This is a genomic window from Plantibacter lichenum, from assembly GCF_050587525.1.
In the GTDB taxonomy this organism is placed as follows: domain Bacteria; phylum Actinomycetota; class Actinomycetes; order Actinomycetales; family Microbacteriaceae; genus Plantibacter.
Genome location: NZ_JBOBFT010000001.1, coordinates 634,443 through 660,606, shown reverse-complemented (window position 1 = coordinate 660,606; position 26,164 = coordinate 634,443). Strand labels below are relative to the sequence as shown.

Here is a 26,164-nt window from a genome sequence, read left to right as displayed (position 1 = left end):
GCTCACGACGTCGCTCCCATCGTCTCGACCAGGGATGGCTGGTTGCGGGGGAGCGCAGCTCGCCCACCCATCTCTTTGCGCTACACGCACTCCGGTATGACGTTCGCGCCGGCAGACACCTCCAGAGCCTGCTCGATAGCTATCGCGTACTCTGCTTCTTTTCCACCGGCCAGGACGTCAAGAAGCTCCACCGAGCGCGCCGTCAACGTCACCCGTGTTGGCCTGACCGTAACCCTTGACAGCTCCTCAAGCAGATGGCGGCGCCGAGCACTGAGCCGCAAGATCGCACCTCGCAGGTACGGCCTCGATGCTGCCGCATCAACCACCCACGCCCCGTCGACCTTGGTCGCGGTCAGCGCGCCTCGCTCGATCGCCCGGTGCACCACCTCTTTGCGCACACGGAGAACCTTTGCCAACCGCGTCGCATACAACGGTGAAGGCAGATCGTCCACAAAATCCTGGATGAGAGCCTCACGCAGCCGCTGTCGCTCCATTGAGCCCGACCCTCCTGCTTCGAAACTCCCACGATCGTCTATCGAGGGGCTCATGCCGCAACCGATGACCAGGGTCGCTCGACGAGCGCCGCGCAGACTGCTGGGGAAGCCGCCGGAGAAGAGAAACCTTCGACGTTCACGCGTCCAGCCACAACATCCACCCGGTTCTCTATGATCTGCAGCTCCCGTGTCACGAACTCTCATCCCCCTCAACCGTTGCAACCGACATGCTCGGGTCCTGTCCGACTGCTGTTTACAGCATCAGTTCGCCCTGCGAAAGCCGTGCTCATAGGGTCAGCTCCGAACAATCCTTTTCAGCGCAATGTCGCCTCGAGGGTCACTGGTGTACCGGCCAAAGCGAGCGAAAGTGGGCAGTTGTCCCTTGCCTCACGAGCGATGCGCTGGAAACCGATCGGCGTGAGATCGGGCACGCTAGCGATAGTGCGCAGGTGGACGCGAGCGACCCCAATACCAGGCGTGAATGACACGGTCGCGGTCGTCGCAACCACTTCAACACAGAACCCTGCCTCCGCCAACATCTGAGAGATCACCATCGAAAAGCACGCTGCATGTGCGGCACCAAGGAAGTCTTCTGGCGTGGTCCCGTCGGGGAGAACCGCCTCCGGCAGCGCCCCATTAAACGCTTCGGGAGATCGAGCGGTCCAGCGCAACGGGAAAGGGCCCTCCCCGGAACTCTCCAAGCTCGTCGCCCCTGTCCCGTCCGACAGGGAACCCTGCCAAGTCGCAGTCGCAATACTCGTCAATGCCATGATCTTCAACTCCTCAATGAGTAGCACCCAGTGCACCAAATTGACATTTAGAATACCATGCTAGTGTCCCGGTGCGGGGGCTGAGTTACCCGATGCTCGCATGACGGCGACTCCCCAAGCGTGCAAATCCGTTCCTGGCGCCAAGGCGCATGCTTCGTCGGCCGGCCGCAATGGGCGCGTTCAATAGCGCTCATCACGCAGCGTCTCATCGGCTGCCGGCTGCAGTTCGCGTCGTTTAGGGGTCATTGGCCTCCCCTGCTGGTGCCGCACCCCACGTGCACGCGAAGCCGGGATTCTCTCGCGGGAATGCTCCGTCCAGCGCCCTGGTCGTCGGGCAACGCGACGCAGGCGCCCGACACTCAGCCGTCGCACAGATTAATACAGTATTATATATCAATCCCTTACCCCTAGAAATAGAAAGACATGACAAATGACTGACATGAACACCACTCCCACCACCAAGGCTCCCTCTTCCCGCAAGAAGGTAGCGATCCTGGCCGGCGCCCTGGCCCTCTTGGTCGTCGGCGGATCTGTCGGGGGAGCTCTCGTGACCCAGAACAGCACCCTGCACGACAACATTGCTCGCGTGAATCCCACGATGGCTGCTGACCGAGGCGACCTGAAGGTCACGGGCCAGTCGTTCGACGTGGCCTTCTCCGGAACGCCCGGCGAGACGGTGTCGAGCCTGCTGAAGGTGGAGAACACGTCCACGAAGAAAGCAACCTTCAACGTCTACGCGCTTCTGAGCGATGAGTCGCACCCAGGAGAATTCGAGCGCGTGTGGGACCTGCTGAGGGTCACGCTCCAGGACACGGCCACGTCCACGTTCTCTGTGGAGGCCCCGCTTTCCAACATGGATCGGAATGTGACCTACACGCTCGAGCCGGGCGCCGTCATGCAGATGAACGTCACGATCCGCCCGAACGACAGCGACCCCGCCTACCAGGAACTCGTCGAGCACGCGAAGGACACCAGCATCGCCGTCCAGGTGGCCTTCGACCTCGCGTTCGACAGCATCTACAGCTAAGAACTCCACCAATTGCCGGGCGCGGATGCACCGCATCCGCGCCCGGCCCCGAACTGAGTGAAACGAACCTATGAAAGCGTTTGTGATTCTGCTGCGCACCATCAGCATCGCCGCCTTGCTCTGCCTGGCTGCCCCCTTTGTCTGGGAGAAAGCCACCGGCGACTACTTCATGACAGTCACCGGCGTTTCCATGGAACCCACCTACCACGTTGGTGACGTTCTTCTGGTGAAGAAACCGTCCGGCGGGGAACTGCAGGACATGGGCCTCCCCGTCATCGTGACCTTCGGCGGGGACCCCTCAACCCAGTACGTCCACCGGGTGAAAGAAGTCACCCCAGAGGGGACGGTTCTGCAAGGCGATAACAACGAACTTCCCGACCCGGTCCTTGTCACCGAGGCCGAACTGCAAGGCACCCCTCGCCTTGCACTGCAAGGAGCCGCAGCCACCGTTTACGACCTCAGCCAGAACTGGCCAGTGCGTCTGAGCGTCGGCGTACTTCTTGCAGTGTCCCTGTTCCTTCCCCTACGCCCGAGAGCACCTCGCGCTCCTCGCGCCCGCACTCCACGACCCGCAAGCACCCCAACCGCCACATCCGCCGAGATCAGCGAGCTTCTCCAGGAAACCACCACCCCCTAAACCACACACACAAAGGAAACGTTCCATGCCGTCCCCGTCCCGCCTCAGCAGTCACCACTGCACCCACACGCCCAGGCCCACGAGCCGGCAGCGGTGGAAGCGCATCGGATGGGGCGCGCTCGCCTTCACACTCGCGTTCGTCATCTCCGCGGGCGTGACAACACCAAAAACGGTAGACGCCGCCATCACCCAGCAGTCCCAGATCCTCAACAACACCATCTCCATCGACCCCGCCAACCCCACGGTACCGATCGCCCCTGAAACTGCAGTTCCCTCAGGAAGCGTAATCGGGTGGGGCGACACTCACGATGGAAATTCTGATATCCCGGCAGACGCTCTGCGACAAGTGATCGCAATCTCAGCCGGGTCACTGAATCACAGTCTGGCGTTGAAGGCTGACGGGTCCGTAATCGCCTGGGGCAAAAACGAGTACGGTAAGACCATGGTTCCTGTGGCCGCAAAAAGCCGTGTGACCGCAATCTCAGCCGGATATGATCACAATTTGGCGCTCAAGGCTGACGGGTCTGTAATCGCTTGGGGACGCAACGACCAGGGGCAGAGCACTGTTCCTGCGTCCGCGATGAGTGGCGTGACCGCAATCTCAGCCGGCGCCTTTTTTAGCGCGGCGTTGAAGGCCGATGGTTCTGTAATCGTTTGGGGCGGCGTTTGGGGCGGGGGGCCCGGGGTTCCTCCCCCAACTGCGAAGAGCGGCGTGACCGCGATCGCGGCCGCAGATCAGACCGTCGCGGCACTGAAGAGTGACGGTTCCGTCATCGCCTGGGGTAGGAACACCGCCGGGCAGACCAATGTTCCTGCGGCCGCGAAAAGAGATGTGACCGCGATCGAAGCTGGCCGTGATCATATTTTGGCGCTCCAGGCTGATGGTTCTGTAATCGCTTGGGGCTCCAATTACCAGGGGCAGGCCAACGTTCCCGTGGCTGCTTACCGTGACGTGACCGCAATCTCGGGCAGCGGCTCTCACAGTTTGGCGCTGAAAGTAGACGGATCTGTGATTGCGTGGGGCAGTACAAGTATCCCGACTGGCCCGAACACGGCCACCCCTGTTTCTGCGGCAGGTGCTGTTCCTGCGGCGGCGATGAGCAGTGTGACAGCGATCGCAGCTGGCGGGTGGGGCTTCAGCCTGGCGTTGAGAAGCTTGCCGATGCCGGTACTCACGGCAGATGCTCCCCCGGCGACGGGAGCGATATCGGCGGCGTACTCGTACACGTTCGAGGCTTCGAACACAGACTCGTTCGCAGTGGCCTCGGGCGCATTGCCTCCCGGGCTGACGCTCACTTCGGCGGGGGTGCTCGCTGGAACACCGACCACGGCAGGCGACTTCACGTTCACCGTGAAAGCGACCGGCCCTGGTGGGGAGACAGTGGGCGCTTCACACACGATCACGGTCCCTGCTGCGGTAGCGATCACTACACCGACGGATAAGGCGAATGAGGAGACACCGACCCTGACTCCGACGGTGTCGGGGACCGGCCAACCAGGCGCGTCAGTGGTAGTGACAGATGACTCAGGCTCGACCGTCGGCTCAGCAACCGTGGGTGCTGACGGGACGTGGAGTGTCGTGACCACGACACTCGCCGCGGGCGCGCACACGTTGAGCGCGACACAAATCACAACCGGCGGCACGGTGAGCTCCGCACAGATCAGCGTCACGATCGAGATCCCCGCAGCAGTGACAGATCACAGCCCCGAGTGACCACCGGTCATTTAGGTGTGACGAGCGGCCTGTAGATCCCCCCATATCGATCGGGCGGAGCATCCCGGTGATCACGAACAACCGCGGTTCATGCTCTTAACGTTTGGGTGCCGAGGCGGTCCCTGACTCACCGCGCCAACCACAGGGCCAGAATGTCTCGAAGCTCAGCTTCGTCTGCGCCGCCGGCCTGCTGAACCGGGACTTCATGGCAGCCATGCCCGACCTGGTGTGGGTCACCGAATTCGCCTCAGTGCGCTCCTGGGCCGGTAATTGACTTGGCGTGGTTGCTGTGGTTATTGGCGTTCGACGCGTTGTGAGCATCAGACCCGGCATGCGCCGTGCAGAACGCGGCAACTAACAGCCCGACCATTCCGCCCCTGCCGCGGGTTCCTGCGACGAGTCCGAAGTGGTCATGCCCGGGATCTCGCGACAGTTGAAGTACTCCCGAGTAGGACGCCTTCCTGTCCCCACGGGGCTTAGCGGTAATCAGGTGCGCGTGCCCACGCTCTGGTAATTGGCGATCTGTGCGAAGGGGGATGCGAATCCTTGCGCTAGCGCTGGGTGGTGAGTGGTTGTGTGGGTTGTAGCGTTGCCGCGAGAAGGCCGGCGAGGAGGGCCGTTCTTGCCGGGATGGATTCAATGGTCACGTGTTCGTTGTCGGCGTGGGCGTCTCCGCCGACTGCGCCGATTCCGTCGAGAGTCGGGATGCCCATTCCGGCGGTGATGTTGCCGTCTGATGCTCCGCCGACTGATTCCTGTGTCACCTCTGGCAAACCTTCCTGCTGGGCGATGGTCTGGGCGAGCGAGAAGAGGGCGGCTGAGGTCGCCGGTTCCATCGGAGGTCTGCTGGGGCCGCCGGTCACGGTGATGGAACAGCCAGGCACGGTCGTTGTGAAGGCATGGATTGTGTCGTTGAGCTTTCGCTGCTCTTCTACCGTCCAAGCGCGAGCGTCGAGGCTGCAGGTCGCACGGTCGGGGACGGTATTTTGTGATGCGCCAGCTTGCACGAGGGTCGGGGTAACCGTGGTCCCCGTCTCGAGGCTCGTCAGGGCTACGGCTGCGAGGATCTGATGGGCTAGTTCCACGCTCGCGTTAGCACCCTTCTCGGGTTCAAGCCCCGCATGTGCAGCTTTCCCGTGGACTTCGAGCTTGTAGCGGGACGGTCCCTTACGGCCCGTTTTGAGCGCCCCATCTGTTCCTGCACTCTCCAGCACGAAGACCGCGTCACAGTTTCCAGCTTCGGTCCGGATCAATTCTCGGGAAGTGGCGGAGCCTGTCTCCTCGTCCCCGGTCACCAGCAGTGAGAGTCCCGAGAGAGCCACGCCAGAGTCTCTCAACATGGCAAGGGCATACAGCCCCTGGGCGAGGCCGGCCTTCATGTCCACACAACCAGGGCCCCGTAGCTGCCCACCGTTGGTGGACCAAGGGATCCGCTCAAGCGTTCCCACAGGCCACACGGTGTCATGGTGAGCAAGCACAAGCACCCGCACCGGTTCAGTACCAAACCGCCACCGAACATGCGCTACACCTTCCGCCTCGATCACTTCCCCCGCACTGCCAAGAATCTTTTCACCTAACCGGGCGACCAAAGTCGCGCTCCTCTTCACCGCTGCGAGATCTCGGCTGGGTGATTCGCAGCGCACCAGTTCGCCGGTAGTCGCAATCACTTCCTCGCAGCGGGCTTGAGCGGCCGCGAGAAGGGAAAACTCGCTCACTGGCCGACCTGTTGGAGAGCTCAAAGGAGTGGAGACGTCGGTCAACGGACATGCATCCGCCCGCGGGGCCGAGGGCTGCGTGGTCAACCCGATAGCCAAACCGGTTCCCAGCAATGCACGGCGTGTGATCTTCCTTCGACGTGACAATCCAGCCATGTGTTCACCCCTGCTCCTCAACGCTGTCGACCCATCGTTGGGAGACGCCTCACCGTACCGAGCAAGCGATACGCATTGCAAGTATTGACATGCAATATCACTTTGAGTCGGCGTGTCGCTCGTGCTGTTCAAGGAGTCCGTATGGAGTCGGTACCCGTTGGGACGTGCCCGGCGTTGATGCCGGACAACTCGATTGTCGTGCTCGGCCAGGGCATGGCTGGCGGCTAGTTTCCGGATTCTAATACGGAATGTGTGATCTGCCGGCGCCACGCGGTACTAGCAGTGTCGGGCCGTACGCCTACGGCGCGCATCTGGCCCGACCGCAGTTCGAGAGACTTGCAGCACTGGGCTTATTCGGCCAGGTGAGGCTCCTTCGTACCGCCGCAGATCTGCTCGAGCTCGAGCCTCTCGGGCCGCAGGTTGTCAACGTGTGCGCAGTTCTCAGGAACCTAAGGTGCAGCTCTGAGAGATGCTTCACAGACGCACATTGTTCACGGTTTCAGCTCGCGACGCCTCACTCCTCCGAAGGAGATTGAGCATCGCGTGGGTCGGGCATCATCGACAGCACAAAGAGGAGCCAAAGCAGCCCAAAGATGATTGATGCGGCAGCCAAATCGCTCCACCGTGCAGGCAGGACGTGCCCATCGACCGAGAGGACGAGTAATGTCTCGATCACAGCGAAAGCACCGAACAGGGCGGCGATCGTTATCCGGGTGCGAAGCACACTCCTGCCTCTGAGATGCATTCGAGTGCGACGCAGTTCGATCATGATCGCTAAGAGTAAAACGGGCAGGATCTGAGACAGCGCGCGAGCGGTCTGTGAGTCGATAAGCGATGCTTCCATGCTGAGAGGGTAACCGGCGCACGCGGCGAGCCGGGCCTTCATCATCGAACGACTTCTTCGACTCGAGGACAGTCGAGACATGCATTCCGCGTGGCTTCTGCGGAATTTCACGGCGAACTGCGAGGCGAACATCGCGACGAAAGAGCGCGACGCCGGTGGAGCGCACCACGAGCGCTCACTGGAGTCATTTCGTGGACTATCCCGCCTAGCTATCACCGCTCCGACGATGCCAAACGAGGCACGTGCCACCTCCGTCATCCGGTCAGCTGAGCGAGCGTGTGAGGCTCGTCCGCGTTGGACAACCAATCGGTGACGAGTGCTGACACATACGTTTCCCCGGCGAACTCGTGCCGAATCGTCCGCACTGGGCGGTGCAGCGTCGACGCGGACGCGGTTGCGATCGCGCACCACTCATCGACGTCGACCGTCAGTTCCGCTACGGCCTCCGTAGCGATACCGGAGCGGCGCAGCTGGTCGATGATTTCCGCACTGAGGTCGTTGTCTGGCCTGATGATGCTCGACGGTAGCCCCTTGCGCAACGACCCGCCAACGCTTGACAGGACCTGGGGTACGGACGCTACGGCCAGACGCGACAGTCATTCATCTGTCCTCGGATATGACGCGACAATGTGCTGCACGGAAGCCGCTCCGCTCTCTTTTCGTTTCGGAGAGGGCGAGCGGCCCGCCGCCAAGTGCCACAAACAAAATGGCAAAGGCGCCGCCTCGCAGGTCGACGCCTGCAGCTGCGAGCGATGGAGTCTCGGTAGTGGGCCTGGCGGGGACAGCGATCGTGATGTTGATGCTGATCTGTGCGGAGCTCGCGGTGCCGCCGGTTGTGATTTGTGTCGCGCTCAACGTGTGTGCGCCCGCGGCGAGTGTCGTGGTCACGACACTCCACGTCCCGTCAGCACCCACGGTTGCTGAGCCGACGGTCGAGCCTGAGTCATCTGTCACGACCACTGACGCGCCTGGTTGGCCGGTCCCCGACACCGTCGGTGTCGTGGTCTCTTCGGTTGACCCATTTGTCGGCGACGTGGTCGCTACCGCAACTGGGACGGTAATCGTGTGTGAAGCGCCCACTGTCTCCCCACCAGGGCCGGTCGCTTTCACGGTGAACGTGAAGTCGCCTGCCGTGGTCGGTGTTCCAGCGAGCACCCCCGCCGAAGTGAGCGTCAACCCGGGAGGCGCCAAGTACGGGCGAACTGAGCAGTTCGCCCTGGCGGAGCGGTACCTTCTTCACCCCGGCGTCGCTGAGTACACAGCTGCACTGCGGCTGGCAGAAACGATAACACCGACGGGACGCGAGTCGACGGTTGAGGAGCTCGCGAGGTTGAAGGCCCAACGTGATGCGTTGGTGCGCCAGTACGGGGCCGCCTTCGCGAAGGATTGGGGATGAGCCGCGATTCTCTTCGACAACCCGAAGGAGTGTCACATGGGTGGACTCGAGAAGCTCGCCAACGCCAGCAGCATGCGCGTTCAGTACGCTCAGACGAGCCAGCACGTGCACGGCGGGAGCGAGGCCGCTCAGGCCAACATCCCCGAGGCGGCGGGTGTCGCCTACAAAGTGACCGACGGCGTCATTGACGGTTTCATCTCCCCGCTCTGGTACGCCAGCGACCATCTTGTGAACTGTACGGTCGCCCTCGCCATCATTGGTCAGCCGAACCCGACCTCAACCCGTGACCTCATCTGCGTCCGCGTGCTCGGAACGACGCTGAAAGACTTCCAGGAACGGCTGAGGCCCGCGGTGAGGTCCTGATATGCACCCCGATTTGGTGGGAATTTCAGAGTTCGCGGGGTCAGAGTTAATGGCAGTCACGATCGTGCCGATGAGGATGGCGCCGCCGAGGAGTAAGAGAACGCTCAGGATGGTGGCGATGAACGGGAATCCCAGGATGGTGGCGACGATATGCCGGTTCGACGACACCGGTGAGCATTGTCAGATGGTCCACGAATCCGCCGCAGGCTCGTTCCTGGACAGATGATGTCGCGGTCTCCGTCAAGGGGAACAGCATGTCGAGTGACACTGAGTACGGCAGTCCAGGTCGACCGTCCGCGGGTATCGCTCGTTCGGTGACCCATTCAAAACTCTTCCACCAGGACGCTCCCTGTTCGACGTGCTTGTTGTGAACTAGTTGATGGCGAATCGCGGTGGTGCCGATCAGCGCCGCGTAAACCGCGGCAACACCGGCAGCGCCAGGGCTGGTGACAAACGTTGATACCCAATTCGCGATTTCGTCGAGCCGGGCGTCGATCGCGCAAAGCGCCAGGATGTACCCGCCCGCCCCGAAGGCCGCCAGCGCAAGCGGGATCTGAACCACACGCCAAAAGCGCGACCACCGAGATCGGAAGATAACGGAGAGGCGCTGCCCGAGATCGCTCATAGGATCAGCGTGACACACCCCCACCACGCCCTGCGCTCCACGCACCATCCGTCGGGATTGGGTAGCGGGTCTGCGCACCTGGTCATTGTCCTTGCCTTGCATGGCTCGTACCCTGAACGGAGGAAGATCTCCCCGTCAGGAGCCCGGATGTCCGATGCAGTCAACAGCCATAACGTGCGAGCGAGTCTGCAACGCCTCGTCGACGCAGCGCAGGCCAGCGGCCGAGGCGACGACGATGTGATTGTGCTGCTGGACGAACTGAGACAGCTCGTCGTGGACGGCGAACCCCGAGGAGGTGCCCTCTCAGACGTCCAGGTGGCGTTTCTGCTCGAGTCCGGTGCCTTCACCCCAGACGAGTTCGCAGCGGTCGAGGAAGGCGTTGCGGGAGGCGAGTTGGCAGGAGCCGTTCGAATGACACGGCTTCAAGTGATTGCCGATTCGCTCGGCACCAGCGACGTCGCGGGCCGTCTCGGCGTCGATATGGCCAAGGTGGACGAGCTTCACGTAGAAGGAGCTTTGAACGGTTTCCTCGTGGGGGATGAGCACCGTTACCCGCTCTGGCAATTCACCAACAATCCCGCCCGACCGGTCCTCCCACACCTTGCCGCACTCGTACGAGCGATCCCGGACGACGTGTACCCGGCAACAGTGCACGGATTCATGACCACACCGCAGCACACCCTCCTCGTCGACGGCGTCCGGATGACACCCGTCCAATGGTTACTTCGAGGAGAGGACCCGCAAGCCGTCACCAACCTTTTCGACAGCTTCATGCACTCATAACGGCCTCAACCATCGCCTGATGTTCCCCGGTACGGCAGGAAGCTATCACTTCGACCGGGTGACACGTTGGCGAAGGCGATCCAGCCACCCGTACCGAAGCGCGTACACCGGCGGACGCCGCTCAAGGTCCGTGGGATGTGCCCTGCGATGTGGGGGCCAAAGACGCTGCGAGTTGGCGGAAGTAGTTGTGTGCCGCCCAGGCATCATGGTCACCAATAACGTACAGTCGTCGCTTCGCACGACTGGCGGCGACGTTGACCAGATTCACGGAGGATGCCGCCCACACCTTCGCCCCAGGTGAGGCCGGGTCGCCGCCGAGGATGAGGAACACAACGGATGCTTCGCGTCCTTGAGCGGTGTGGATGGTGCCCGCCTGAAGCCCGTCATACGATTTCGCCAGCGTTTTCAACCTGTCGGCGACGGCCCTGAACGGGGATATCGCGATAACGTCGTCCATCGAGACGCCGCCCGCGCGAAGGTAGGCGAGCGCTCTCTCCAACCGCGCAATCTGGTTCTCCTGGAGGTGTGTACCCGGTGTCAGTGCGGGTTCATCGACCCAGTGACTCGCGGCAATCCGCGGGCCGGTGGGGCTGTCGAACAGGTCGGGGCGGGCGGGGTCGTCGTGGTTGCGGGTGACGCCGTTGACCATGATGTTGTTGTAGGCGATGGTGTTGCAGAGGGAGAACATCGGGTCATCGCAGCGGCGATGCACAGTCAATGGGGCACTGACCCACACGGGCTCGTCGCCGTGTTGCAGGGTCGTCCCGTGGGCGGTTACCCGGTCGGCGAGGGTTTGCACCGATGCACGTGGTGGTATCCATGTGTCGGATACCCCATAGGCGGTCGCAATGTCCCGCTGAGCTTTCTGCGGGATCGTCACGACGGGTTGCAGTTGGAGTGGGTCGCCGACGGCGACGACGCGTTTGGCTCTCCAGATGGCGCCGGCCGCGTATTGCGGGGATGCTTGACCGGCCTCGTCGATGAGGAGCCAGCCGATGCTGTCTCGTCCGATGTCGCCGAACATGCGCCCGAATGACGCGAATGTCGTGGACACCAGGGGCACCACGAGGAAGAACAGTTGCCATGCGGCGAGCTTCTTCGCAGGCTCCAACCCATGTGGGCCACTCCCGGCGACGACGTCGAGGGCGGCGCGGAGCCCGTGCGAGAGCTCCCCGGCCATGCAGGCGAGGAAGTCGCGGTGCAGGTGCAGGGCCGCGAGGAACAGGTTCGATCGGGCCTCATCGAGCTCAGCGTTCAGCCACGGCGTACGCAACTCGCGCTCATCACCGGTCCACGCCTCACCCGGGTACGCCGGCCCCAACGCGTCCTTATCGGCGATGGTCTGTCGGCGAAGACGCTCCAGGGTGCTGGTCGTGATCGCGAGCGCGTCCTCGGCGGCCGTCAGGGCGCGATGCGCTCCGGTGAGACGGTGCTCGAGGTCGAGCGCGGCCGCCTGCGCGCCGGCCCTGGCCCTGTCTGCCTCGTGCAGACGTTCATCGAACGGGTGCAGGGCAGTACGCCACGCCCGGACCGCCCGGCCGAGCGTGAACACGGTCTCGAGGATCCCCGGCCTGATGTCGATGTGCCACTGCCGGGCACGAGAAGCTTCCGCCCACGCCTGCTCGGTGCGCTCAGCGGTAGCACGACCCGACTGGAGATCCTCGGTTGCCTGCGCCACATGGGCTCGAGCTAGGCGGGCCGCTGCTCGTTGCTGCACCTCGTCCGCAACAGCCTGGGGGACTCGCTGATTACGCTCCTGCATGTCGCGGCGCTTCGCGATGAGCGCATCGACGGCGCGTTCAGCCTGAGCGAAGGCAACACGAGCGTCCGGCCACGGCGTGTGTGCGGCGGTGTCGTCTCGCCACTGGGCGAGGCAGGTCTGCATCCGTGGGACGCTTCCCGGTACCGGTTGATTCGTTTTCGGGTCTTTCTTGTCGAACCAGAATTCCGTATGGAAGGCGCTGCGGTTGCGTTTGTTGCCCAGGCGCGCGGCGACCAACCCCCACGCCCCGAGGGACCGCGCACCGTCCTGCGCACCCTCATCGTCCTCACCCTCGGAGGAGTCACCTCGGTCACTATCGAGGATCGCGGTCGCGATATCAGGGAAGTAGTCTGCGACGTCCCGCCAGCGCGCGTCAATCGCCTCCTGTCCGGGGATCTCCGTCGTCACGTTTTCAACGGCGACATTGTTCGCCGACGCGACCACCATCTCGAACCCGGTCAATTCGGGACGGAGCGCCCGCACCTTCCGCGGGTGCCCGTCTTTCGCCGTCCACCGGTGGGTGGTCGCGGTAAAGGCGTCCTCTGGTCGGGCAAGCGCTGCCAAGCGTCGGGCGCGTTCGACGACGTTGCCGGCCAGGATGTCGCGCAGCATCGTCGTCTTCCCCGTCCCCGGAGGCCCATTCACCCCCATCAAGCCGTTCGTCGACGCGAGATCGGTGAGGGCCTGGTTCACGGCGAACTGCTGCCTCAAGGAGAGCACGTGCGCCGGATCGGATAGCCAACGCCCCTTCGGTAGGCGACCTACCCCCACCATGTCCGTCACAGTTTCGTCCGCCACCATCACGTCCACCCGGTGCTGCTGCTCGAGTGCGCCGTCACCAGTCAGGTAGGCGGCGAGAGCTTCACCGCACCCTCTGGAGCTTGTGACATCTGCCCGGACGGCGGCGAGGTCATCGAGGAAGAAACTGTTGAGGAAGTCGGTGTCGCCGGCGTCCTCGCCCCGCTGAGCGGACACGGCAACGGACTGGATGACGATGCCGTCAGCCGCAAAACTGGGGGTTTCGGCGATGCCTGACGCATTCTGCGCGATACGCAGCACCGCCAGCAGAGATGGCGCATCCTGCACCGGGGGCAGGTCCTCGTCGCCTTCTTCACGTCGGGTGCCTTCATGCTTGTCGACGGCCTCGACGAATGCCGCTGCCGCTACGGGGAACCCGTCCGCCCACGTTGGGTCCTGCGCGCCACGGTCCGTGAGTTGTGCCACGGCCCACAGCGCTGACGACAGCACCCCGGAGTCGGCAATCAGCCTGCCCTGCCCATCGATAAGAATTCCCGCGCATGCGCTCCGCCCGGCAGGCCGCTCATCGTACGCGTCCCGGTCCACACCGAATGCCCTGTGCAAATGCGTGTACGTCGCCTCAAGGTCATATACGCCGAAAAACACCGTGTGCTGCCAGACCCGCCGTGTCTTCCCGATCGGTGCAGGCGGTCGCAGTGCCTCCCACGGCAGCGGATCAGCCGGCCCCCATTCGATGACCTGTCGGTGCGCGGGACGAGTTGCGCGCGGAGTCGGTTTGGGAACCTGCTGGGGGCTGAACAGCTCCAGCATCCACCAGTACCTCAGAACCCGCTGCTGAACATCAACCGACGAAGCGTGACTCATGCACCCCAGTCTGCCTCGACATTGCGGATGAGGCGCGAGGACAGGCCCGGACTTCACGCACATCGTGGAACACTGTTGGGCATGAAGACCACAATCTAGAAACATTGGATGGGAACACGATTAGCCATGACTGGCGGCGCAATTCTTCGCGGCATCGTCCTCGTGTAGGCGGGAACCGCTGTGGTCGTCTCAACGCAAGCCGAAAGCGGAGCGAATACCGCCGGAGCGACACGGGCCTTCATTCTCGCAGTCGTGCTGAGAGTTCTCGGCACCCTAGGGCTGACCGTGTCGATGCCCATCAAGCACCGCCATTGAGCGCCAGTCCGCGCGCGCCGATTCTTCAATGCGTGTCCCGGGCGGGGAAGCGGCCGCGACGACACGCTCAGCATCGCTGCGGTGGTAGACCGGGTGGCCACCGTTGAAGAACATCGAACGCAACCATCCAGAGGATCCCATCATTCACGGCACACCCCAGCTGGTCGGCAAGCGTCAACAGTGGCGCTACCCGCAGCGGGGCTCATGGTCCACAGTGGTCCTCGATCCACCGGGGGCCGCTGTCTCTCGCTCTGAGTGTTCCGAGCCTGAACGTCCCTCCTCGGCCGGGCTCCGGTCCATCACGGAAGCGGGGCTGAGGATTCACTGCTCGCCCGTATGGGGAAACAAGCTCACGGTCCTTGCGACGCCGAGGAAGTTGGGTCGTTGCTCAGTACCGAGCAGCAAAGCGATGGCTAAGAGCCGACCTCAAGGGAGCTCCACGGCATCCCGCCTGACCTAGTTCACGCAGAACACCACTCCGACACCTCTCGTATTAAATGTTAATACTTGTGCGAGTCATGCATTATTAGTAGCCTGAAGCGCAATCCCAAGAGGGCGGAAATCATGTGCAAAGGAGCATTGTGTCTCGTAGGAAGCAAATGGCTGGAGTCGGCGTAGCTGTGGCACTCACGGCCACGATCACCCTCGGTGGCGGGCTGCCCGCAACCGCCGATGCAGTCCACCCAGATGACTCGACGCCGGTCGCGGTCGAGCCTTCACCGGCCGAAATGCGCGTCGAAATCGCGACGGGAGAGAATCCAGCCTTCGATGCCGACGCCACGAGAGCTGTGCCTATCTTCGTCATCATCGGAGCAGTCATCTCCGGCGGCGGACTCGCGTACAACATGGGCGTCAACGCCGGGGAACGCGTGTACCACAACGGGATCCGGAACCCCGAGTACCAAGCCAACAAATGGGGCATACGAGCCATGGTGATCGCGGCCCTGGGTCCCGTTGCAGGGGGCCTCTTCATCAGCGGCTTCGAGAACAAGTTCTACTTTTTGGTCGGATAATGACTCGCGCTCAGCTCCAGTGGGGACTCGTGGCTTACTCCACGATCATCGCCCTCTACGCCGTGAGCCTACTTATCGAGCCAGGCGGGCCGATCGGGTACGCGATCGCACTCTTGGCCGCCATGATAGGAACGATCATCGCGGCGCTTCAGCCTGAATCGCGGCGCAAAACACCTAGAGCTGACGGCCTGCACTCCTCGTCCCAACCGCCGAGCGCAGATAAGAACGACCCCTCGTAATTGGACTAGCGGGGAGGGCTGTGCGTCGATGCGCTTTGCCCTCCTTGCTCCAGAGCCGTTTCACGAACGAGCCCTCATGCCTTCGCGCCGGGTGAGCTTGCCGCGTTACTTGCCGACGCGAGGCTCGATTAGCACCCCGCGGGAAAGACATATCAAAAATCTGGTGTTTAAGCCACTTGGGTAAGCAGGTATGAAATTCTATGCTTTACAGCAAGGTCGATGCACCATCGGGGTCGACCCTTCAGAGCAAGAAGGAGCAACGATGCCCATCAGTACTCAGAAACCGTCCTAATTCAGTCGCCGCCGAGGTGCCGCGGTCACTCTGAGTGTGCTGATCGTCTTCACCGGATCGACGAGTGCCCAAGCCCTAAAAACATCGGCGATCGGTGAACGGTCGTCTGCCGTTGACGCGCTTGAAGCAATGGGGCAGCTCGAGGACCAGCAAGGCCAAACGATCACATCATCTCTCGACCCGGAATACGGCCTTAGCGTCGACGGACCATCGGGGAGCAACGCCACCTTCACTCCGGTTACATCCGCCGTACCCACGAGCGAAGCAGGCGCGCGGCTATTGGAGTACTCGACCTCAGACGGCTGCCAGTACGCACTCACTGGTGCCGGTGCTTTCGCAAACGCTGGATACATCATCATCACCGGCGCCGAGGCGCCGAAAGATTTCTAGTTCGATGTGCAGGTGAACGGCGAAGATGCCACACTCGTGCCAACCGAGGATGGCGGGGTCGACGAGGTCAACAACGCCGGTGAGGTGGTGAACCATTTTGCCGCGCCGTGGGCAACTGACGCCAACGGGGCAGCCCTCGACACTAGCTAACGAGTGGAGGGGAGCATCCTCACTCAGACCGTGGATCACGCGGTTGCCAGCTACCCTGTGGTTGCCGACCCGCAGCTCATCTGCGATGCAATCGTTTGTACCATCCTCCTCAGCAAGGGTGAGACGCGAAATGCAGCGTCGAGCCTCAATGCCGCTTCGGCTGCGATTATCGCTGCGTGTGTGCGTGCGCGATTGGCGCCGGTATTTTCTTGGATTCGGCGAACCAAGCTAACAACCAAGGGAAGTGCGTCGGAGTGCGTAAGGCGCATCCGTCGCTGCTCACCTGGCCGGTCATCGACACGTGCCGCAGCTGAGCGGCACCCTACAAAGGAAGCGAGATGATCATGGCGGACATGCAAACGCAACCTGTGACCGCGTTCTTTCCGACCAGCTGGTTGGGGCTCCTAGTCGGTTGTGTGCTGATCGGCGGGGCGGCGATCGCCTCTAGTGTTCAGGTCACGGTTGAAGGGCTGTCCGGGGCGGTCGTTTTCATTGTGCTGCTCGCGGGCCTTGCCACATTGCCGCGGGGTCTTAAGCCGACGGGGGCGGGGTCGCGTGGGCCAGTCACGCAGCGGAGCTCAGGTCTGATCTACAGCATCGTGATTGTCGTCGGCGCGGCTGCCGCGACGGCAACCGGACTCACGCGAGACCCGGTGTGGGGCCACATCGTCGGGGGGACAATCCTTGCGGCAGCCTTCGTCATGAGTATTGGAGTGCGAGTCAACCGGACGGACCCTCGCTAGAGCGGATGGCGAGAAGGTTGGGGTCGCGAGCGGTGATGCCAGCTCAGCGGCCGACGGCGGCACCGGGGCCCAATGGTGCCGACGAATTGGAGGACGCGCCCTACCAAAACAAAGCCGCGCCCTCGGCCTGGTTACCGGCAAGACGCGCGCATGACCCAACAGGCGAGCCATAGTGCATACTCTGCGGCCTCTGTACGCTTCCGGTAAACCATTCAACGACGAAGGGAAAGGCACAGCGCACCGTCATCACGCTCGTCGACGACCTTGACGGAGCCACTCTCGACGCCGCCACGGGCGACACGATTCGGTTCGGCCTCGACGGGCGGAACTATGAAATCGACCTCAGCGACGACAACGCCGCCGTGCTGCGTGAGACGCTACGCCCGTATGTCGACGCCGGGAGGCGCAGCGTCACGCTCGATTCGCGTCGACGTCGCCAATTCACACGTTCGGTGAGATGATCCATTCATGAACTGGTACACGACCATCACGCACCCGGATGGGTACACCGGTCTTCCCTGGTTCGAGATTCAATAGGCCGTCCTCGGCATGGTCCAAGTGACCCAACAGCCTGGTAGTTGCGGGCTTTCACTCGCGAATCTATCGCACAGCCACGGAGTAGCCCAGAGGGGGCAACGCTCCACCCTCTTGTCTTCAGAGGCGTTTGTTCGAGTTAGTGGAAAGGGTCGAGACGGTCGCCTGGATGCGGATGGTGGTGAGAGCGTGCTGGCGAGAGGTCGGGTCGAGCTGTGAGGGGACGGTAGAAGGTCGCGGGAAGGTCCATCCGGACTGAGCGGCGGTGATAGTCGGCGACAGCGAGGATCGCAACTGGAACGTCTGTACTCGTGTACTGGGTCGCCTGGACGCCGTAGTCGGCGACGAGCGCGTCGTCGTCGCGGAATGAGACGGTGCGCTTCACTTCGATGGCGAAGCGGCAGCGGTGGAAGCGGATACGGATACCCACCCGGCCGCCTGCGTTCTCATCTTCGACCGTGGAGTCCAGGCCGTTTCCCATGAGGGCGTCGTTAATAGCGTCGGCGCGTACAGCCTCGTCCGGCCACGGTGCCTTGGAGGCGAACCACTTGGGTGAACGCTTCATGCTCTGCCCGCGGTCCAAGCTCCGGGAGGCGAAACGGACCAGACAGTGGACGAGGACGGTGAACTCCGTGGTGAACCATTCGATGCCGCCCTCGGCAAGGTGTCCGACTCAGCGAGCAGGCGCGTTACGAGATGCGCTTCGGTGTGGCTGAGCGGGATCCGCAGTGCCTCGAAATGGTCGAGAATCTCTTGGACCTCAGCCGGTACGAGTTCGCGAGCCGCCAGACTTGGTGAGCCGCCTGCGTCTTTTGGGGGTTCTGCCTCCAACTGATGGAAGAAGTCTTCGACGGTCGCGTGCAGGTGCAGATCTCGGTCTTCAGTCTGCAGACGACACTGGAGATGGACGATAACGTCCGCATTGCGCCCCGCGATGCTCTCCACAGTTGGGCGGACGAGCGCCCGAAGCCCGTGCTGGTCTCCGCTGTTGACGACAACGACGAGCGTTTTTTCCGCGGCCAGGGCCCAGCCGAGGCTGGAAATGGTGCGGGCGGGGGAATACCAATGGTCGCTGTCCGCCTCCCGGAGGTCAGATAGCAGGTCCATCCACGCGATCGTGGTCTGCGCGCGCCACCACATGCACGCCGGCATATCCGTCGAGGTAGGAATAAACGGCGTTGGAGATTCGCTCGTACTCCGTGACCGTCACGGTGTGACCCGCGGTCCGGTTGAGCAAGCCGCCGATGACCGCGTCGAATGCTATTGCGTCGGGTCGCGCCTCGTCACGGATAGCGACGGTGAAGTGCTCCCGCGCTGCGTCCAGGAGTGCGCGCACTTCCTCGGCGGTGTCGCTCTCTGCGCGGGGGCTTACCAACGCTGGGCCGTCGACCGCGCTCGCCTTGTGTCGGGTTGTCGTAGTTGCACATGACTTCGGTCTTCCGCGAGACTCGAAGCGTCATCTAATTCAAGGGGGAACCATGAGAACACCAGTTCGTTCGCGTCTGCGCCGGGCAGCTGCGACCGCCGTCATCGCGGGGGCGATCTTTGCCGGTGGAGTCGCAACGGCACCGGCTGCGAGCGCCGCGGGCGTCGAGTATGTCTCGGTGACCGGCAACACGCAGGTGGAGTGCGTAATCAAGCGCCTGGACAAGATCAACCAGCTGTACAAACTCGGCTACGACGTCAGTCCAGGGGGATGCGCCCAGCTGCTGAACAAATGGATCGTCAAGATCGCGTACTGGAAGAAGTAGCGCAGTTCACCGGTCGACGCCCGCCTCGGATCGGTCCGGTGCGGGCGTCGATCACTGTGCGGCCGTCGCCAGAGCGCAGGGTGTCTCTGTCTCGGGCCATCGAGGAGAAGATCGAGGAGAAGCGCTTGGAAATCAGCTGATGGTAGAACGCACACCATCCCGCGGAAACGCTTGGGCCCTCCTTGGGCTCGCGATCGTTGTGGAGATCATGGCCGTCCTCGCCCTCGCCATCTGGGGAGCCGAAATAACCCGCCGGGCATCCCTGTCTGGATCCTCGGAGTGCTGCTGATCCCATTTGGCGTGCGGCTCGGATATCGAGGGGTGAAGGGCCTCGGCAGCTAAGTACTCTGGGCCGACTGTCACGGACCCCCGACGCCCCATGCCGCACCTTAGCCACCAGGCTTACTCACGCCGTCAGGCTTGCCGGCGGTGCGGGGCTGTCTCTAGAGTGTCTGCACAGGTGGTGCGTCCTCAGCGCGTCCACGCACCCCTCAGGAGGCGGCACGCAAGAGGTGTGTGTCGCCTCCGCCACGCGTGGTGCGCGACTCAGTGACGTCTCAGCGGGTGTAGCGGGGTGGACCACAATGTGCCGTTGTGGTCCCACGCGGCTTGGCCCTGTTAGGCGATGCCGTGGCGTTCGAGTTGCCCGGCGATGGCGTCGAGGACGTCCGGGTCGAACTCCCCAGCGCACTTGAATTCGCAGGCTGTCATTGCCGCATCGGGCCAATGCAGGATCCGCAGCTCCAAGTGCTCACCACCGCGTCGCCGGATGCGGGCGTCATCGGCCAGTGTGGGGTCGAAGTTCCGTTCCTGACTCATGCGAGCAATCGTAGATGGGTGCCGTGGAGGCGGCGTCAGGCGGAGCGCCGCGACGTGTCCGATGTCACCGAGCGGTCGGGCGCGTCGGGGAAGCCTAAAGCGGCGAGTTGCGTGGACAGCGACGCGCGCTCGGCGCGGGTGGCCGGCCACCCCTCCACGAGCGCGGACACGTAGCCGTCGTGCCGAAACGTGAACACACTGCGGCCGATATCCGGCGCGGTCGCCACAGCGATCGCACCCCACTCGTCGAGCGGCACGGATAGATCCGCCACGAACTCAGTCGCAATGCCATACCGGCGCAACTCGTCGAGGATGCATGCACTGAGTACTACGGCTGGGGGACCGGACATCCTGGCACTGTAGCGACACCCGACACACAGACGATGGGGGTTGCGGATCGGCCGAGCACTTCCCGCCGTCGCACCTTGAGGTGCGACGGCGGTCCTGAGTGGAGGAGAAGCATCGTTGCGTCGCCCAGGGCCCGCACGTGGTGTCTGCCAACCGCCCGCAACTTCGGGTGAAGCGGACGGCCCCGGTATCAGGGTTCGAAGCGGCGGGAGTCTTGGATTGGATGCGGTCCGTGCCCCCATGTCGTTGCCGTGCACAGCGACTCAAGGGTTGAAGGGTCGTGTGGCAACCCAGACGAAGAATCCCACGAGGACGAGTTTCCCGGCGGCGGCGAAAAGCAGCGCCCACCCGAGGAGCGTCCCACGGCCGATGAACCCGATCCCGAAGACCCCGACCAGCCCCGCACACAGCAACAGGAACGCGGCGAGTAGAAGATTCGTGAACGGTTGCGCACGCAGGGCCAGATGCGTCTCAACGACCCATGCCCGGTTGCGGGCGCGCATCACGCAGAACACCACGCAAGCAACGAAAACCGCCGCCGAAACCCAGACGAGTACTGTCGTCGCTGTCCCCACACTCACCGCCTCAGACTAGGCGAGACCGCCCGGCCGTGCCGTCTCGCACGGATGCCCTGCAAGGTCATCCCGTGCAGGGCAACCCCTAATATGAGGCGAAACGAGAGGAGCACAGTCAGAAGAGTCCCCATTCGGGGGGGCATCGGGCATGTGCAAGATGCCGACGCCCGGAGGGGACACCTCATGGGCTCAATACAAAAATGAGCCGGTTGCACGTTGTGGCCGGGTAGTCTGGCGTCGGGCGAGCGCGCCCGGAGATGAGCGTGGAGATATGGGATCCTTGCGATACGGCCAAGACCGGTTCCAGATGGACGATCGAGCATTGGCGCACGTGCAGCTCGTGATCGTGTCCAAGCTACGCAAGGCCGAACCGTTCCTGTTGTCGTGGAACGTCGGCGTCGATCAGGGCTCCGGCCAAGTCGCGATGTGGATTGAGACCGGCATTCCGTTGGCATTCCACTACGACGGTTCACGGCAGATTACCCTCAACCGGGCTTGGTTAAATGCGATGATCGAGCGCTCTTATACGACTGCTGGACTGGAATTGATGCCAGAAAGTGATCACCCAGACACTCCGATCCGCAACGTCTGACTGGGGGGCACTCGAATCAGTGTGCGGTGAAGTGCAGTGAACCGGTGAGGTCGATCTCCTCGCTCATCCACCGCACCGTAGCGGAATCGAGCTGGGGTGGCTGCTCGCTGTCGAAGAAGAATAAGATCGGTGTCTTTTCGGTGATTGCGATCGTGGTGGGTGATTCCACGTGGCCGTGCTGCACATGCAGTGTGAACGGGTTATGGTTCAACAGATGACTGACCATCACCGTTTGCAGGTAGGCGAGGGATTCATCGCTGAAGGTATAGCGGACGGCTGGCCCGATTCGAAGCACACCCACCATCTCGTCCCCTTCTTCCTTGAATCAGCACAGTACGTCACCAGGACGCGCAGCAGGGGGGCATTGCCAAGCGGCACCGGGCAAGCTATAGCACGCGGGCTCGTGCGAACTTCCGGGCGCGACCAGGAGCTGCACGTGACGCGCGGTCTGCATGCGCGTAGCGAACTGCATCGATTGGCGAGAAGCCAGCGCAGGACAGGTCAGATCGAGGTGTCGGCCGACGCAGAGGGAAGGGCGACGCGGAGATCGCCGGTCTGGTTCGCGTGCTGCATCAGTTCCTCGAGCAGCCCGCGGTCCAGTTCCGTGCGCTCGGCGCTCTCAAACTCGAACTGCAACGAAATCGACGGGTGCACCCAGATCGATACCCGACCGGTGTGCGGCGGAGTGCGAGTCCAAGAGATCGTGAAGGATTCATTTCGCCGCAACTTCATCACCGCGACAGCCTTGATGTGCGCCAGCACATCATCATCAAGCGAAACAGTTTGGTTAGCGGAGCCATACGTGATCGTGCCCATGAACGGCCTCGTCTTTGTTTCGCCGACATGACGGCGGTCCTGCAACTGCGAAACCCACCCAAAGCGGCTACTCGCAGACTACGCGACCGCGCTGACAATGTCCGACCGATGTGGCCCCACATGTTGCCCTGGCTTCTAGAGTGGAGGTTGAGGGCGCTTCCACACGACAGGGAGCGCCCTCGACTCCACCGCATCCCCTGGGATCGGATCGCCGAGATCGGGATCACCGTGCGGCTCGGCGTCGCCGGTTCAACCCTCGACGTCACCTGGGTGGAGCGGTGGATCCGCGATCGCATCATCTCCCGCATCCCCGGAGGCCGCCATGATCCTGCGTGACCTGCTCCACGGGGAGGCGCTGGATGCTGGCGGTCGTGCCGTCGGCCTCGAGATCGATGCACGATTCGTTCTCGACGGGCGCCCTAGCGGACCACTCGCCGATGCCACGCTTGTCGGCCTCGTGGTGAGCCCGCACGCGGCGGCCCCTTTCCTCGGTGACGAACGGCACGACGATGAATGTCCCGCCCTCATCGCCCGGTCCTTGCGTTGGCGGCACCGAGGTAGCTTCCTTGTGCACTGGGAGGACATCGCGCGTATCGATGACAGACGCATCACTCCGCTCCCAGAGTACCAGCGTATTTCACCGACGCTGCTGGAACCGGAGCGCCGACAGCTGAGCTCACGAGCTGTTCGGCCCGATTCGTGGAACGCAGTATATCCATCAGCGGACAGGCATGCTCTGCCGTCGAACGCATCAACCCCTCGCATCTCGCGTGCTTCTCGGTTTACCTGGGTACCCCCATTGGCAAGGCCGTGGCGATCGCCTACGCAAGGGAGGGCGCCGACATCATCGTCAGCTATCTGAGCGAGGGCGAAGACGCCGCTGACACGGTCTCGGGGCGGACAGTCCGCACTCAGCGTCTCGGGCGATCTGACCGATCCAGATCACTGTCGCGACATCATCCGGCGGACTGTCGTCCGGCTCGGCCGCGTGGATGTCCTCGTCAGCAACGCCGCGTATCAGATGACGCGGAACAGCCTGGACGAGATCCCGGACAAGGAGTGGGACCACACGCTCGCGACCAACCTCAGCGCGTTCTTCCACCTGAGCAAAGCGGTCGTTCCGCACATTCCAGCTGGCGGTTCCATCATCACCACGAGCTCCGTTCAAGGCGATGCCCCGTCGCCTAACCTCATGCCCTATGCCATGACGAAAGCAGGGTTCGCAAGCATGACAGCATCACTCGCGCACGGTGACGCTGTCGCCGTCTGGCACGTCGGCGAGCTGGATACCCTGCCAGGCGGTTGGCAAGATGTCGCTGAGGAACAGGAACTGGTCGTGAGGACCGTCAGGTGGGACCACGATGCAATTCGCGTCAGCGCGTTGCACCCGCAGATACTCGGCTTGACCGCCGGGGATCTGCCCGTGCAGCTTCGTGAACCCGTACAGCGCGGCACCGCAGCCTGCGCCGTCCGAAACGCAAGAAAGGGCACGGTCGGGGAAGGCTGAAGAACATGGTTCCCATCATTGCCCGGCCAGCGGGTGTCGAAGCCAGACATGACCGGGCATTGGGAGGGTGACCTCGTGATGGGTAAACGGCCCTCTGCCGTAGCGACGCTCGTTGAACGGAGCACACGGTTCGTGAAAGACGTACCCCTCCCGACGGATACAAAGCCGACGCTGTGCGCATCGCGCTCACGACAGCATTCGCCGATGTGCCAACCGGCTCCTTCGCCAATACCTCATCAAGGGCTCAGACCTCCGCCGCTTCACCCCGGCGGACCTCGACACCTTCGCCGGACGTATCAACGAGCGCCCCCGCAAAGTCCTCAAATGGGCCACCTCGTACGCCAGCTACGAAGCCCACCGCACTACCACCGACCCAGCCGCGATACCCTCGGAAACAGACCCGGTGCAATGACCAGTTGAACTTGCCGTACGTTGCTGAGACAGGTGGGCCTCAGGTCGTAAATGATGGTTCTCGAGCCGCAGAGCGAGTGCTGGAGCGGGGCGGGCTAGTTCCCGCCCAGCTCCTCGATGAGGGCCTCGGTGACGTTTTTGTCGTTCTCACGAAACCTGTCGGAGCGTCCTGACCAGCGGCGGAGTCGCTGATCTGCCGAGACTATCGTTTGTGGCTACCAGGCTTCTGGCATTCAGTTTTTGGTGACTAGGGATTCGACGGCGGTGCGCACTGCTTTGCTGCGAGAATCCAGGTCGCCTCCTACCGCGTTGACAATTTCGCGGGGCTGCAGCGCCCACATTCGGGCGATGGTCTGCACGGTCAGGACCAGCTCAGGAGCTGCTAGGGGGCTCTCGATCGTGCCCTCGTCGAGCGCGGCAGCGACCGCTTGAATCTTCTTGCGCGTCGCCTCTTCGACGGCGAGGCGGGACGCGTTGTCGGGGCCACGCTGGAGTTCGTACCATCCCGCGAAGCGGTCGACGTCCGCGGAGTGGGCGCCGGCCTCGTAGAGCCGCGCGGCATACCCGGGAAGGTCTTCGGGTGTGATCGGCATGAATTCAACGGTGCGTGCGGTGATGTCGTCGAGGACGGCGTCAAAGAGCCCTTCTTTGCTGCCGAAGTAGGTGTAGACCAGTCCGGCGCTGCATCCCGCCCTGGAAGCAATGTCCTCAGTGCGGGTGCCAACGAGTCCCTTTGCGGCGAACTCGATTAGCGCGGCCTCGAGGAGGCTGCGCTTCTTATCCTCTGGGTTGCGGACGACCATACGCCCGATCTTATTTACTGATTGGTCAGTTGACAACCCGTTGAGTCGAGCATACCTTAAGCATCGCCTTGACTGACGACTCAATAACTACGAAGGAACTCTGACGTGGAATTGGACGGCGGCGAGGGGGTAGCAGGTCCGGAGGTTGCCCGCGTCGCCGTAGGCCTCCTCGAACCGGTTGCTGAGGTTCTTACCGAACGACGACACCATGGTCTTGGTGCTGAGGAAGAGCTCGGGGCCGCGATCGCATCGTGCGATCGCAACGTCGACTTGATTGTCGTAGGCGCGACCAAGGATCTTCGCGTCTGTCGGAGTGACGACGGGCATGGCCATGAGCTTTGCAGGCCTCTCGGAAACGAGTACGTGTCTGCCGACGCTGAAGGATTTCGTTCCGGTGGTGCGCGCTGTTGGCGAGGTTTCGCCGCCGAATCCCTCAAGACGCCCCTGTCGCGTCACGACGGATGACGTGTACTGTATGGCCTATGACCGAGGGGGTCGACCGGGCTGGTCTTCGCCGGGCGAGGCACGTAGGTGCGTTGGCCGGTGCGATGCTGCTCGCCCTGATCTTCACGGGTGGGGCGGCTGCCGTGGCGCAACCGGCAGGCCCCGTCCTGTTGGATGAGGACTTTCGTGGTGCTGCCGTGATCCCGTCGATCGACGGGTACGGGTCGGCGTGTCTGACCGGTGCTCCGGTCGGTCCCGAGCCGGCGGCCGGCGCACACGTCCTGTCCGGGTGCGCGGCGACCGCCACTGGGCCTGTACCGCCGCAGGGCGGCGCGCCGGACGGGTACTTGCGGTTGACGGACGCGTCGAACAATCAGGCGGGCGCTGTCCTGTCCGCGCAACCGATTCCCTCGACCAGCGGTGTGGAAATCTCGTTCGAGCAGTGGCAGTATGGCGGCACCCAAACGCCCGCTCCCGCGGACGGCATCTCCTTCTTCCTCGTCGACGGCGCCG

General features: G+C 63.0%; 29 protein-coding genes and 1 pseudogene. 13 read left to right on the top strand and 17 right to left on the bottom strand.

Annotated elements, in window-relative coordinates; all coding sequences use genetic code 11:
* Window positions 1-80 precede the first annotated feature (80 nt).
* Together ACQ3HB_RS02880 and ACQ3HB_RS02875 are read right to left on the bottom strand one after the other, a co-directional pair.
* On the bottom strand, window positions 81-494 hold the full coding sequence (locus ACQ3HB_RS02880) for a hypothetical protein (protein ID WP_430917547.1): 414 nt from the start codon (window positions 492-494) through the stop codon (window positions 81-83).
* Between the two features lie 314 nt (window positions 495-808).
* Window positions 809-1,264 carry an OsmC family peroxiredoxin gene (locus tag ACQ3HB_RS02875; protein WP_430917762.1) on the bottom strand — a complete coding sequence of 152 codons (456 nt, stop codon included), beginning with the start codon at window positions 1,262-1,264 and terminating at the stop codon, window positions 809-811.
* 430 nt (window positions 1,265-1,694) lie between these two features.
* Between ACQ3HB_RS02875 and ACQ3HB_RS02870 the strand changes: the two genes are divergently transcribed.
* The 3 genes from ACQ3HB_RS02870 (at window position 1,695) to ACQ3HB_RS02860 (ending at window position 4,642) form a co-directional block, all read left to right on the top strand.
* Entirely contained in the window at window positions 1,695-2,291 is a 597-nt protein-coding gene (locus ACQ3HB_RS02870; protein WP_430917545.1) for a hypothetical protein, read from the top strand.
* 82 nt (window positions 2,292-2,373) lie between these two features.
* Entirely contained in the window at window positions 2,374-2,928 is a 555-nt protein-coding gene (locus tag ACQ3HB_RS02865; protein ID WP_430917543.1) for a S24/S26 family peptidase, read from the top strand.
* Between the two features lie 25 nt (window positions 2,929-2,953).
* Complete coding sequence (locus ACQ3HB_RS02860) at window positions 2,954-4,642, top strand: putative Ig domain-containing protein (protein ID WP_430917541.1); 1,689 nt, start codon at window positions 2,954-2,956, stop codon at window positions 4,640-4,642.
* 551 nt (window positions 4,643-5,193) lie between these two features.
* On the opposite strand, the gene ACQ3HB_RS02855 is transcribed toward ACQ3HB_RS02860, so the two are convergent.
* The 3 genes from ACQ3HB_RS02855 to ACQ3HB_RS02845 all read right to left on the bottom strand — a co-directional run bounded on the left by ACQ3HB_RS02855 (window position 5,194) and on the right by ACQ3HB_RS02845 (window position 8,347).
* Complete coding sequence (locus ACQ3HB_RS02855) at window positions 5,194-6,513, bottom strand: M20 family metallopeptidase (RefSeq protein WP_430917539.1); 1,320 nt, start codon at window positions 6,511-6,513, stop codon at window positions 5,194-5,196.
* A gap of 514 nt (window positions 6,514-7,027) precedes the next feature.
* Window positions 7,028-7,357 (bottom strand): hypothetical protein, encoded by a 330-nt coding sequence (locus ACQ3HB_RS02850; RefSeq protein ID WP_430917537.1) that lies wholly within the window; start codon window positions 7,355-7,357, stop codon window positions 7,028-7,030.
* Between the two features lie 600 nt (window positions 7,358-7,957).
* Complete coding sequence (locus tag ACQ3HB_RS02845; protein WP_430917761.1) at window positions 7,958-8,347, bottom strand: Ig-like domain-containing protein; 390 nt, start codon at window positions 8,345-8,347, stop codon at window positions 7,958-7,960.
* Window positions 8,348-8,789: 442 nt separating this feature from the next.
* On the opposite strand from ACQ3HB_RS02845, the gene ACQ3HB_RS02840 reads away from it, so the two are divergent.
* The gene (locus ACQ3HB_RS02840) at window positions 8,790-9,116 is read left to right on the top strand and encodes a hypothetical protein (protein ID WP_430917536.1); all 327 of its coding nucleotides are present in this window, start codon (window positions 8,790-8,792) and stop codon (window positions 9,114-9,116) included.
* A 46-nt stretch (window positions 9,117-9,162) separates the two neighbouring features.
* Here the strand turns inward: ACQ3HB_RS02840 and ACQ3HB_RS02835 are convergent, their stop codons facing one another.
* Complete coding sequence (locus tag ACQ3HB_RS02835; protein ID WP_430917534.1) at window positions 9,163-9,741, bottom strand: hypothetical protein; 579 nt, start codon at window positions 9,739-9,741, stop codon at window positions 9,163-9,165.
* Window positions 9,742-9,888: 147 nt separating this feature from the next.
* On the opposite strand from ACQ3HB_RS02835, the gene ACQ3HB_RS02830 reads away from it, so the two are divergent.
* Entirely contained in the window at window positions 9,889-10,524 is a 636-nt protein-coding gene (locus ACQ3HB_RS02830; protein ID WP_430917532.1) for a hypothetical protein, read from the top strand.
* Between the two features lie 121 nt (window positions 10,525-10,645).
* On the opposite strand, the gene ACQ3HB_RS02825 is transcribed toward ACQ3HB_RS02830, so the two are convergent.
* Complete coding sequence (locus tag ACQ3HB_RS02825; protein WP_430917530.1) at window positions 10,646-13,909, bottom strand: DEAD/DEAH box helicase; 3,264 nt, start codon at window positions 13,907-13,909, stop codon at window positions 10,646-10,648.
* Window positions 13,910-14,823: 914 nt separating this feature from the next.
* Between ACQ3HB_RS02825 and ACQ3HB_RS02820 the strand changes: the two genes are divergently transcribed.
* The 3 genes from ACQ3HB_RS02820 to ACQ3HB_RS02810 all read left to right on the top strand — a co-directional run bounded on the left by ACQ3HB_RS02820 (window position 14,824) and on the right by ACQ3HB_RS02810 (window position 17,512).
* Window positions 14,824-15,237, top strand: coding sequence for a hypothetical protein (locus ACQ3HB_RS02820; RefSeq protein WP_430917529.1), 414 nt, complete (start codon window positions 14,824-14,826; stop codon window positions 15,235-15,237).
* A 567-nt stretch (window positions 15,238-15,804) separates the two neighbouring features.
* Window positions 15,805-16,158 carry a hypothetical protein gene (locus ACQ3HB_RS02815; protein WP_430917527.1) on the top strand — a complete coding sequence of 118 codons (354 nt, stop codon included), beginning with the start codon at window positions 15,805-15,807 and terminating at the stop codon, window positions 16,156-16,158.
* Between the two features lie 1,069 nt (window positions 16,159-17,227).
* Window positions 17,228-17,512: a histone-like nucleoid-structuring protein Lsr2 gene (locus ACQ3HB_RS02810; protein WP_430917758.1), complete on the top strand. Its 285-nt coding sequence runs from the start codon at window positions 17,228-17,230 to the stop codon at window positions 17,510-17,512.
* 212 nt (window positions 17,513-17,724) lie between these two features.
* On the opposite strand, the gene ACQ3HB_RS02805 is transcribed toward ACQ3HB_RS02810, so the two are convergent.
* From ACQ3HB_RS02805 to ACQ3HB_RS02795, 3 genes are read right to left on the bottom strand one after another with little or no spacing between them, the layout of a single operon-like run.
* Window positions 17,725-18,150: a hypothetical protein gene (locus tag ACQ3HB_RS02805; protein WP_430917525.1), complete on the bottom strand. Its 426-nt coding sequence runs from the start codon at window positions 18,148-18,150 to the stop codon at window positions 17,725-17,727.
* Window positions 18,147-18,692: a hypothetical protein gene (locus ACQ3HB_RS02800; RefSeq protein WP_430917523.1), complete on the bottom strand. Its 546-nt coding sequence runs from the start codon at window positions 18,690-18,692 to the stop codon at window positions 18,147-18,149. Before ACQ3HB_RS02800 ends, ACQ3HB_RS02805 begins: the two co-directional genes overlap by 4 nt.
* Entirely contained in the window at window positions 18,676-18,921 is a 246-nt protein-coding gene (locus ACQ3HB_RS02795) for a hypothetical protein (RefSeq protein WP_430917522.1), read from the bottom strand. Before ACQ3HB_RS02795 ends, ACQ3HB_RS02800 begins: the two co-directional genes overlap by 17 nt.
* A gap of 142 nt (window positions 18,922-19,063) precedes the next feature.
* Here ACQ3HB_RS02795 and ACQ3HB_RS02790 point away from each other — a divergent pair, with 142 nt between their 5' ends.
* The gene (locus ACQ3HB_RS02790; protein WP_430917520.1) at window positions 19,064-19,336 is read left to right on the top strand and encodes a hypothetical protein; all 273 of its coding nucleotides are present in this window, start codon (window positions 19,064-19,066) and stop codon (window positions 19,334-19,336) included.
* 618 nt (window positions 19,337-19,954) lie between these two features.
* On the opposite strand, the gene ACQ3HB_RS02785 is transcribed toward ACQ3HB_RS02790, so the two are convergent.
* From ACQ3HB_RS02785 to ACQ3HB_RS02775, 3 genes are all read right to left on the bottom strand, one after another.
* Window positions 19,955-20,155, bottom strand: a complete 201-nt coding sequence (locus ACQ3HB_RS02785; protein ID WP_430917519.1) for a hypothetical protein — start codon at window positions 20,153-20,155, stop codon at window positions 19,955-19,957.
* A gap of 35 nt (window positions 20,156-20,190) precedes the next feature.
* The gene (locus ACQ3HB_RS02780; protein ID WP_430917517.1) at window positions 20,191-20,505 is read right to left on the bottom strand and encodes a hypothetical protein; all 315 of its coding nucleotides are present in this window, start codon (window positions 20,503-20,505) and stop codon (window positions 20,191-20,193) included.
* Window positions 20,506-20,766: 261 nt separating this feature from the next.
* The gene (locus ACQ3HB_RS02775) at window positions 20,767-21,084 is read right to left on the bottom strand and encodes a hypothetical protein (protein ID WP_430917514.1); all 318 of its coding nucleotides are present in this window, start codon (window positions 21,082-21,084) and stop codon (window positions 20,767-20,769) included.
* Window positions 21,085-21,226: 142 nt separating this feature from the next.
* On the opposite strand from ACQ3HB_RS02775, the gene ACQ3HB_RS20540 reads away from it, so the two are divergent.
* Complete coding sequence (locus ACQ3HB_RS20540; RefSeq protein ID WP_476742049.1) at window positions 21,227-21,670, top strand: DUF7882 family protein; 444 nt, start codon at window positions 21,227-21,229, stop codon at window positions 21,668-21,670.
* A 16-nt stretch (window positions 21,671-21,686) separates the two neighbouring features.
* Here the strand turns inward: ACQ3HB_RS20540 and ACQ3HB_RS02765 are convergent, their stop codons facing one another.
* Complete coding sequence (locus ACQ3HB_RS02765) at window positions 21,687-21,974, bottom strand: DUF7882 family protein (RefSeq protein WP_430917511.1); 288 nt, start codon at window positions 21,972-21,974, stop codon at window positions 21,687-21,689.
* Between the two features lie 197 nt (window positions 21,975-22,171).
* Window positions 22,172-22,486 (bottom strand): DUF7882 family protein, encoded by a 315-nt coding sequence (locus ACQ3HB_RS02760; protein ID WP_430917509.1) that lies wholly within the window; start codon window positions 22,484-22,486, stop codon window positions 22,172-22,174.
* A 147-nt stretch (window positions 22,487-22,633) separates the two neighbouring features.
* Between ACQ3HB_RS02760 and ACQ3HB_RS02755 the strand changes: the two genes are divergently transcribed.
* From ACQ3HB_RS02755 to ACQ3HB_RS02745, 3 genes and pseudogenes are all read left to right on the top strand, one after another.
* A complete protein-coding gene (locus ACQ3HB_RS02755; protein ID WP_430917508.1) occupies window positions 22,634-22,822 on the top strand; it encodes a hypothetical protein in 189 nt (62 codons plus the stop codon).
* 544 nt (window positions 22,823-23,366) lie between these two features.
* The gene (locus tag ACQ3HB_RS02750; RefSeq protein WP_430917757.1) at window positions 23,367-23,993 is read left to right on the top strand and encodes an SDR family NAD(P)-dependent oxidoreductase; all 627 of its coding nucleotides are present in this window, start codon (window positions 23,367-23,369) and stop codon (window positions 23,991-23,993) included.
* Window positions 23,945-24,405, top strand: a pseudogene (locus ACQ3HB_RS02745) (transposase); the annotation flags it as partial. The gene ACQ3HB_RS02750 and the pseudogene ACQ3HB_RS02745, both read left to right, overlap by 49 nt.
* 232 nt (window positions 24,406-24,637) lie before the next feature.
* On the opposite strand, the gene ACQ3HB_RS02740 reads toward ACQ3HB_RS02745, so the two are convergent.
* Window positions 24,638-25,207 (bottom strand): TetR/AcrR family transcriptional regulator, encoded by a 570-nt coding sequence (locus tag ACQ3HB_RS02740; protein ID WP_430917506.1) that lies wholly within the window; start codon window positions 25,205-25,207, stop codon window positions 24,638-24,640.
* An 87-nt stretch (window positions 25,208-25,294) separates the two neighbouring features.
* Window positions 25,295-25,534: a hypothetical protein gene (locus tag ACQ3HB_RS02735; protein WP_430917505.1), complete on the bottom strand. Its 240-nt coding sequence runs from the start codon at window positions 25,532-25,534 to the stop codon at window positions 25,295-25,297.
* Window positions 25,535-26,164 lie beyond the last annotated feature (630 nt).

Bases quoted from the DNA above. Each gene is read 5' to 3' on its own strand.
- ACQ3HB_RS02880 (WP_430917547.1), bottom strand. From the start codon at position 494: ATGGAGCGACAGCGGCTGCGTGAGGCTCTCATCCAGGATTTTGTGGAC.
- ACQ3HB_RS02875 (WP_430917762.1), bottom strand. From the start codon at position 1,264: ATGGCATTGACGAGTATTGCGACTGCGACTTGGCAGGGTTCCCTGTCG.
- ACQ3HB_RS02870 (WP_430917545.1), top strand. From the start codon at position 1,695: ATGACTGACATGAACACCACTCCCACCACCAAGGCTCCCTCTTCCCGC.
- ACQ3HB_RS02860 (WP_430917541.1), top strand. From the start codon at position 2,954: ATGCCGTCCCCGTCCCGCCTCAGCAGTCACCACTGCACCCACACGCCC.
- ACQ3HB_RS02855 (WP_430917539.1), bottom strand. From the start codon at position 6,513: ATGGCTGGATTGTCACGTCGAAGGAAGATCACACGCCGTGCATTGCTG.
- ACQ3HB_RS02850 (WP_430917537.1), bottom strand. From the start codon at position 7,357: ATGGAAGCATCGCTTATCGACTCACAGACCGCTCGCGCGCTGTCTCAG.
- ACQ3HB_RS02840 (WP_430917536.1), top strand. From the start codon at position 8,790: ATGGGTGGACTCGAGAAGCTCGCCAACGCCAGCAGCATGCGCGTTCAG.
- ACQ3HB_RS02835 (WP_430917534.1), bottom strand. From the start codon at position 9,741: ATGAGCGATCTCGGGCAGCGCCTCTCCGTTATCTTCCGATCTCGGTGG.
- ACQ3HB_RS02830 (WP_430917532.1), top strand. From the start codon at position 9,889: ATGTCCGATGCAGTCAACAGCCATAACGTGCGAGCGAGTCTGCAACGC.
- ACQ3HB_RS02825 (WP_430917530.1), bottom strand. From the start codon at position 13,909: ATGAGTCACGCTTCGTCGGTTGATGTTCAGCAGCGGGTTCTGAGGTAC.
- ACQ3HB_RS02820 (WP_430917529.1), top strand. From the start codon at position 14,824: ATGGCTGGAGTCGGCGTAGCTGTGGCACTCACGGCCACGATCACCCTC.
- ACQ3HB_RS02805 (WP_430917525.1), bottom strand. From the start codon at position 18,150: ATGAAGCGTTCACCCAAGTGGTTCGCCTCCAAGGCACCGTGGCCGGAC.
- ACQ3HB_RS02800 (WP_430917523.1), bottom strand. From the start codon at position 18,692: ATGGACCTGCTATCTGACCTCCGGGAGGCGGACAGCGACCATTGGTAT.
- ACQ3HB_RS02790 (WP_430917520.1), top strand. From the start codon at position 19,064: ATGAGAACACCAGTTCGTTCGCGTCTGCGCCGGGCAGCTGCGACCGCC.
- ACQ3HB_RS02785 (WP_430917519.1), bottom strand. From the start codon at position 20,155: ATGAGTCAGGAACGGAACTTCGACCCCACACTGGCCGATGACGCCCGC.
- ACQ3HB_RS02780 (WP_430917517.1), bottom strand. From the start codon at position 20,505: ATGTCCGGTCCCCCAGCCGTAGTACTCAGTGCATGCATCCTCGACGAG.
- ACQ3HB_RS20540 (WP_476742049.1), top strand. From the start codon at position 21,227: ATGTGCAAGATGCCGACGCCCGGAGGGGACACCTCATGGGCTCAATAC.
- ACQ3HB_RS02765 (WP_430917511.1), bottom strand. From the start codon at position 21,974: ATGGTGGGTGTGCTTCGAATCGGGCCAGCCGTCCGCTATACCTTCAGC.
- ACQ3HB_RS02760 (WP_430917509.1), bottom strand. From the start codon at position 22,486: ATGGGCACGATCACGTATGGCTCCGCTAACCAAACTGTTTCGCTTGAT.
- ACQ3HB_RS02740 (WP_430917506.1), bottom strand. From the start codon at position 25,207: ATGGTCGTCCGCAACCCAGAGGATAAGAAGCGCAGCCTCCTCGAGGCC.
- ACQ3HB_RS02735 (WP_430917505.1), bottom strand. From the start codon at position 25,534: ATGCCCGTCGTCACTCCGACAGACGCGAAGATCCTTGGTCGCGCCTAC.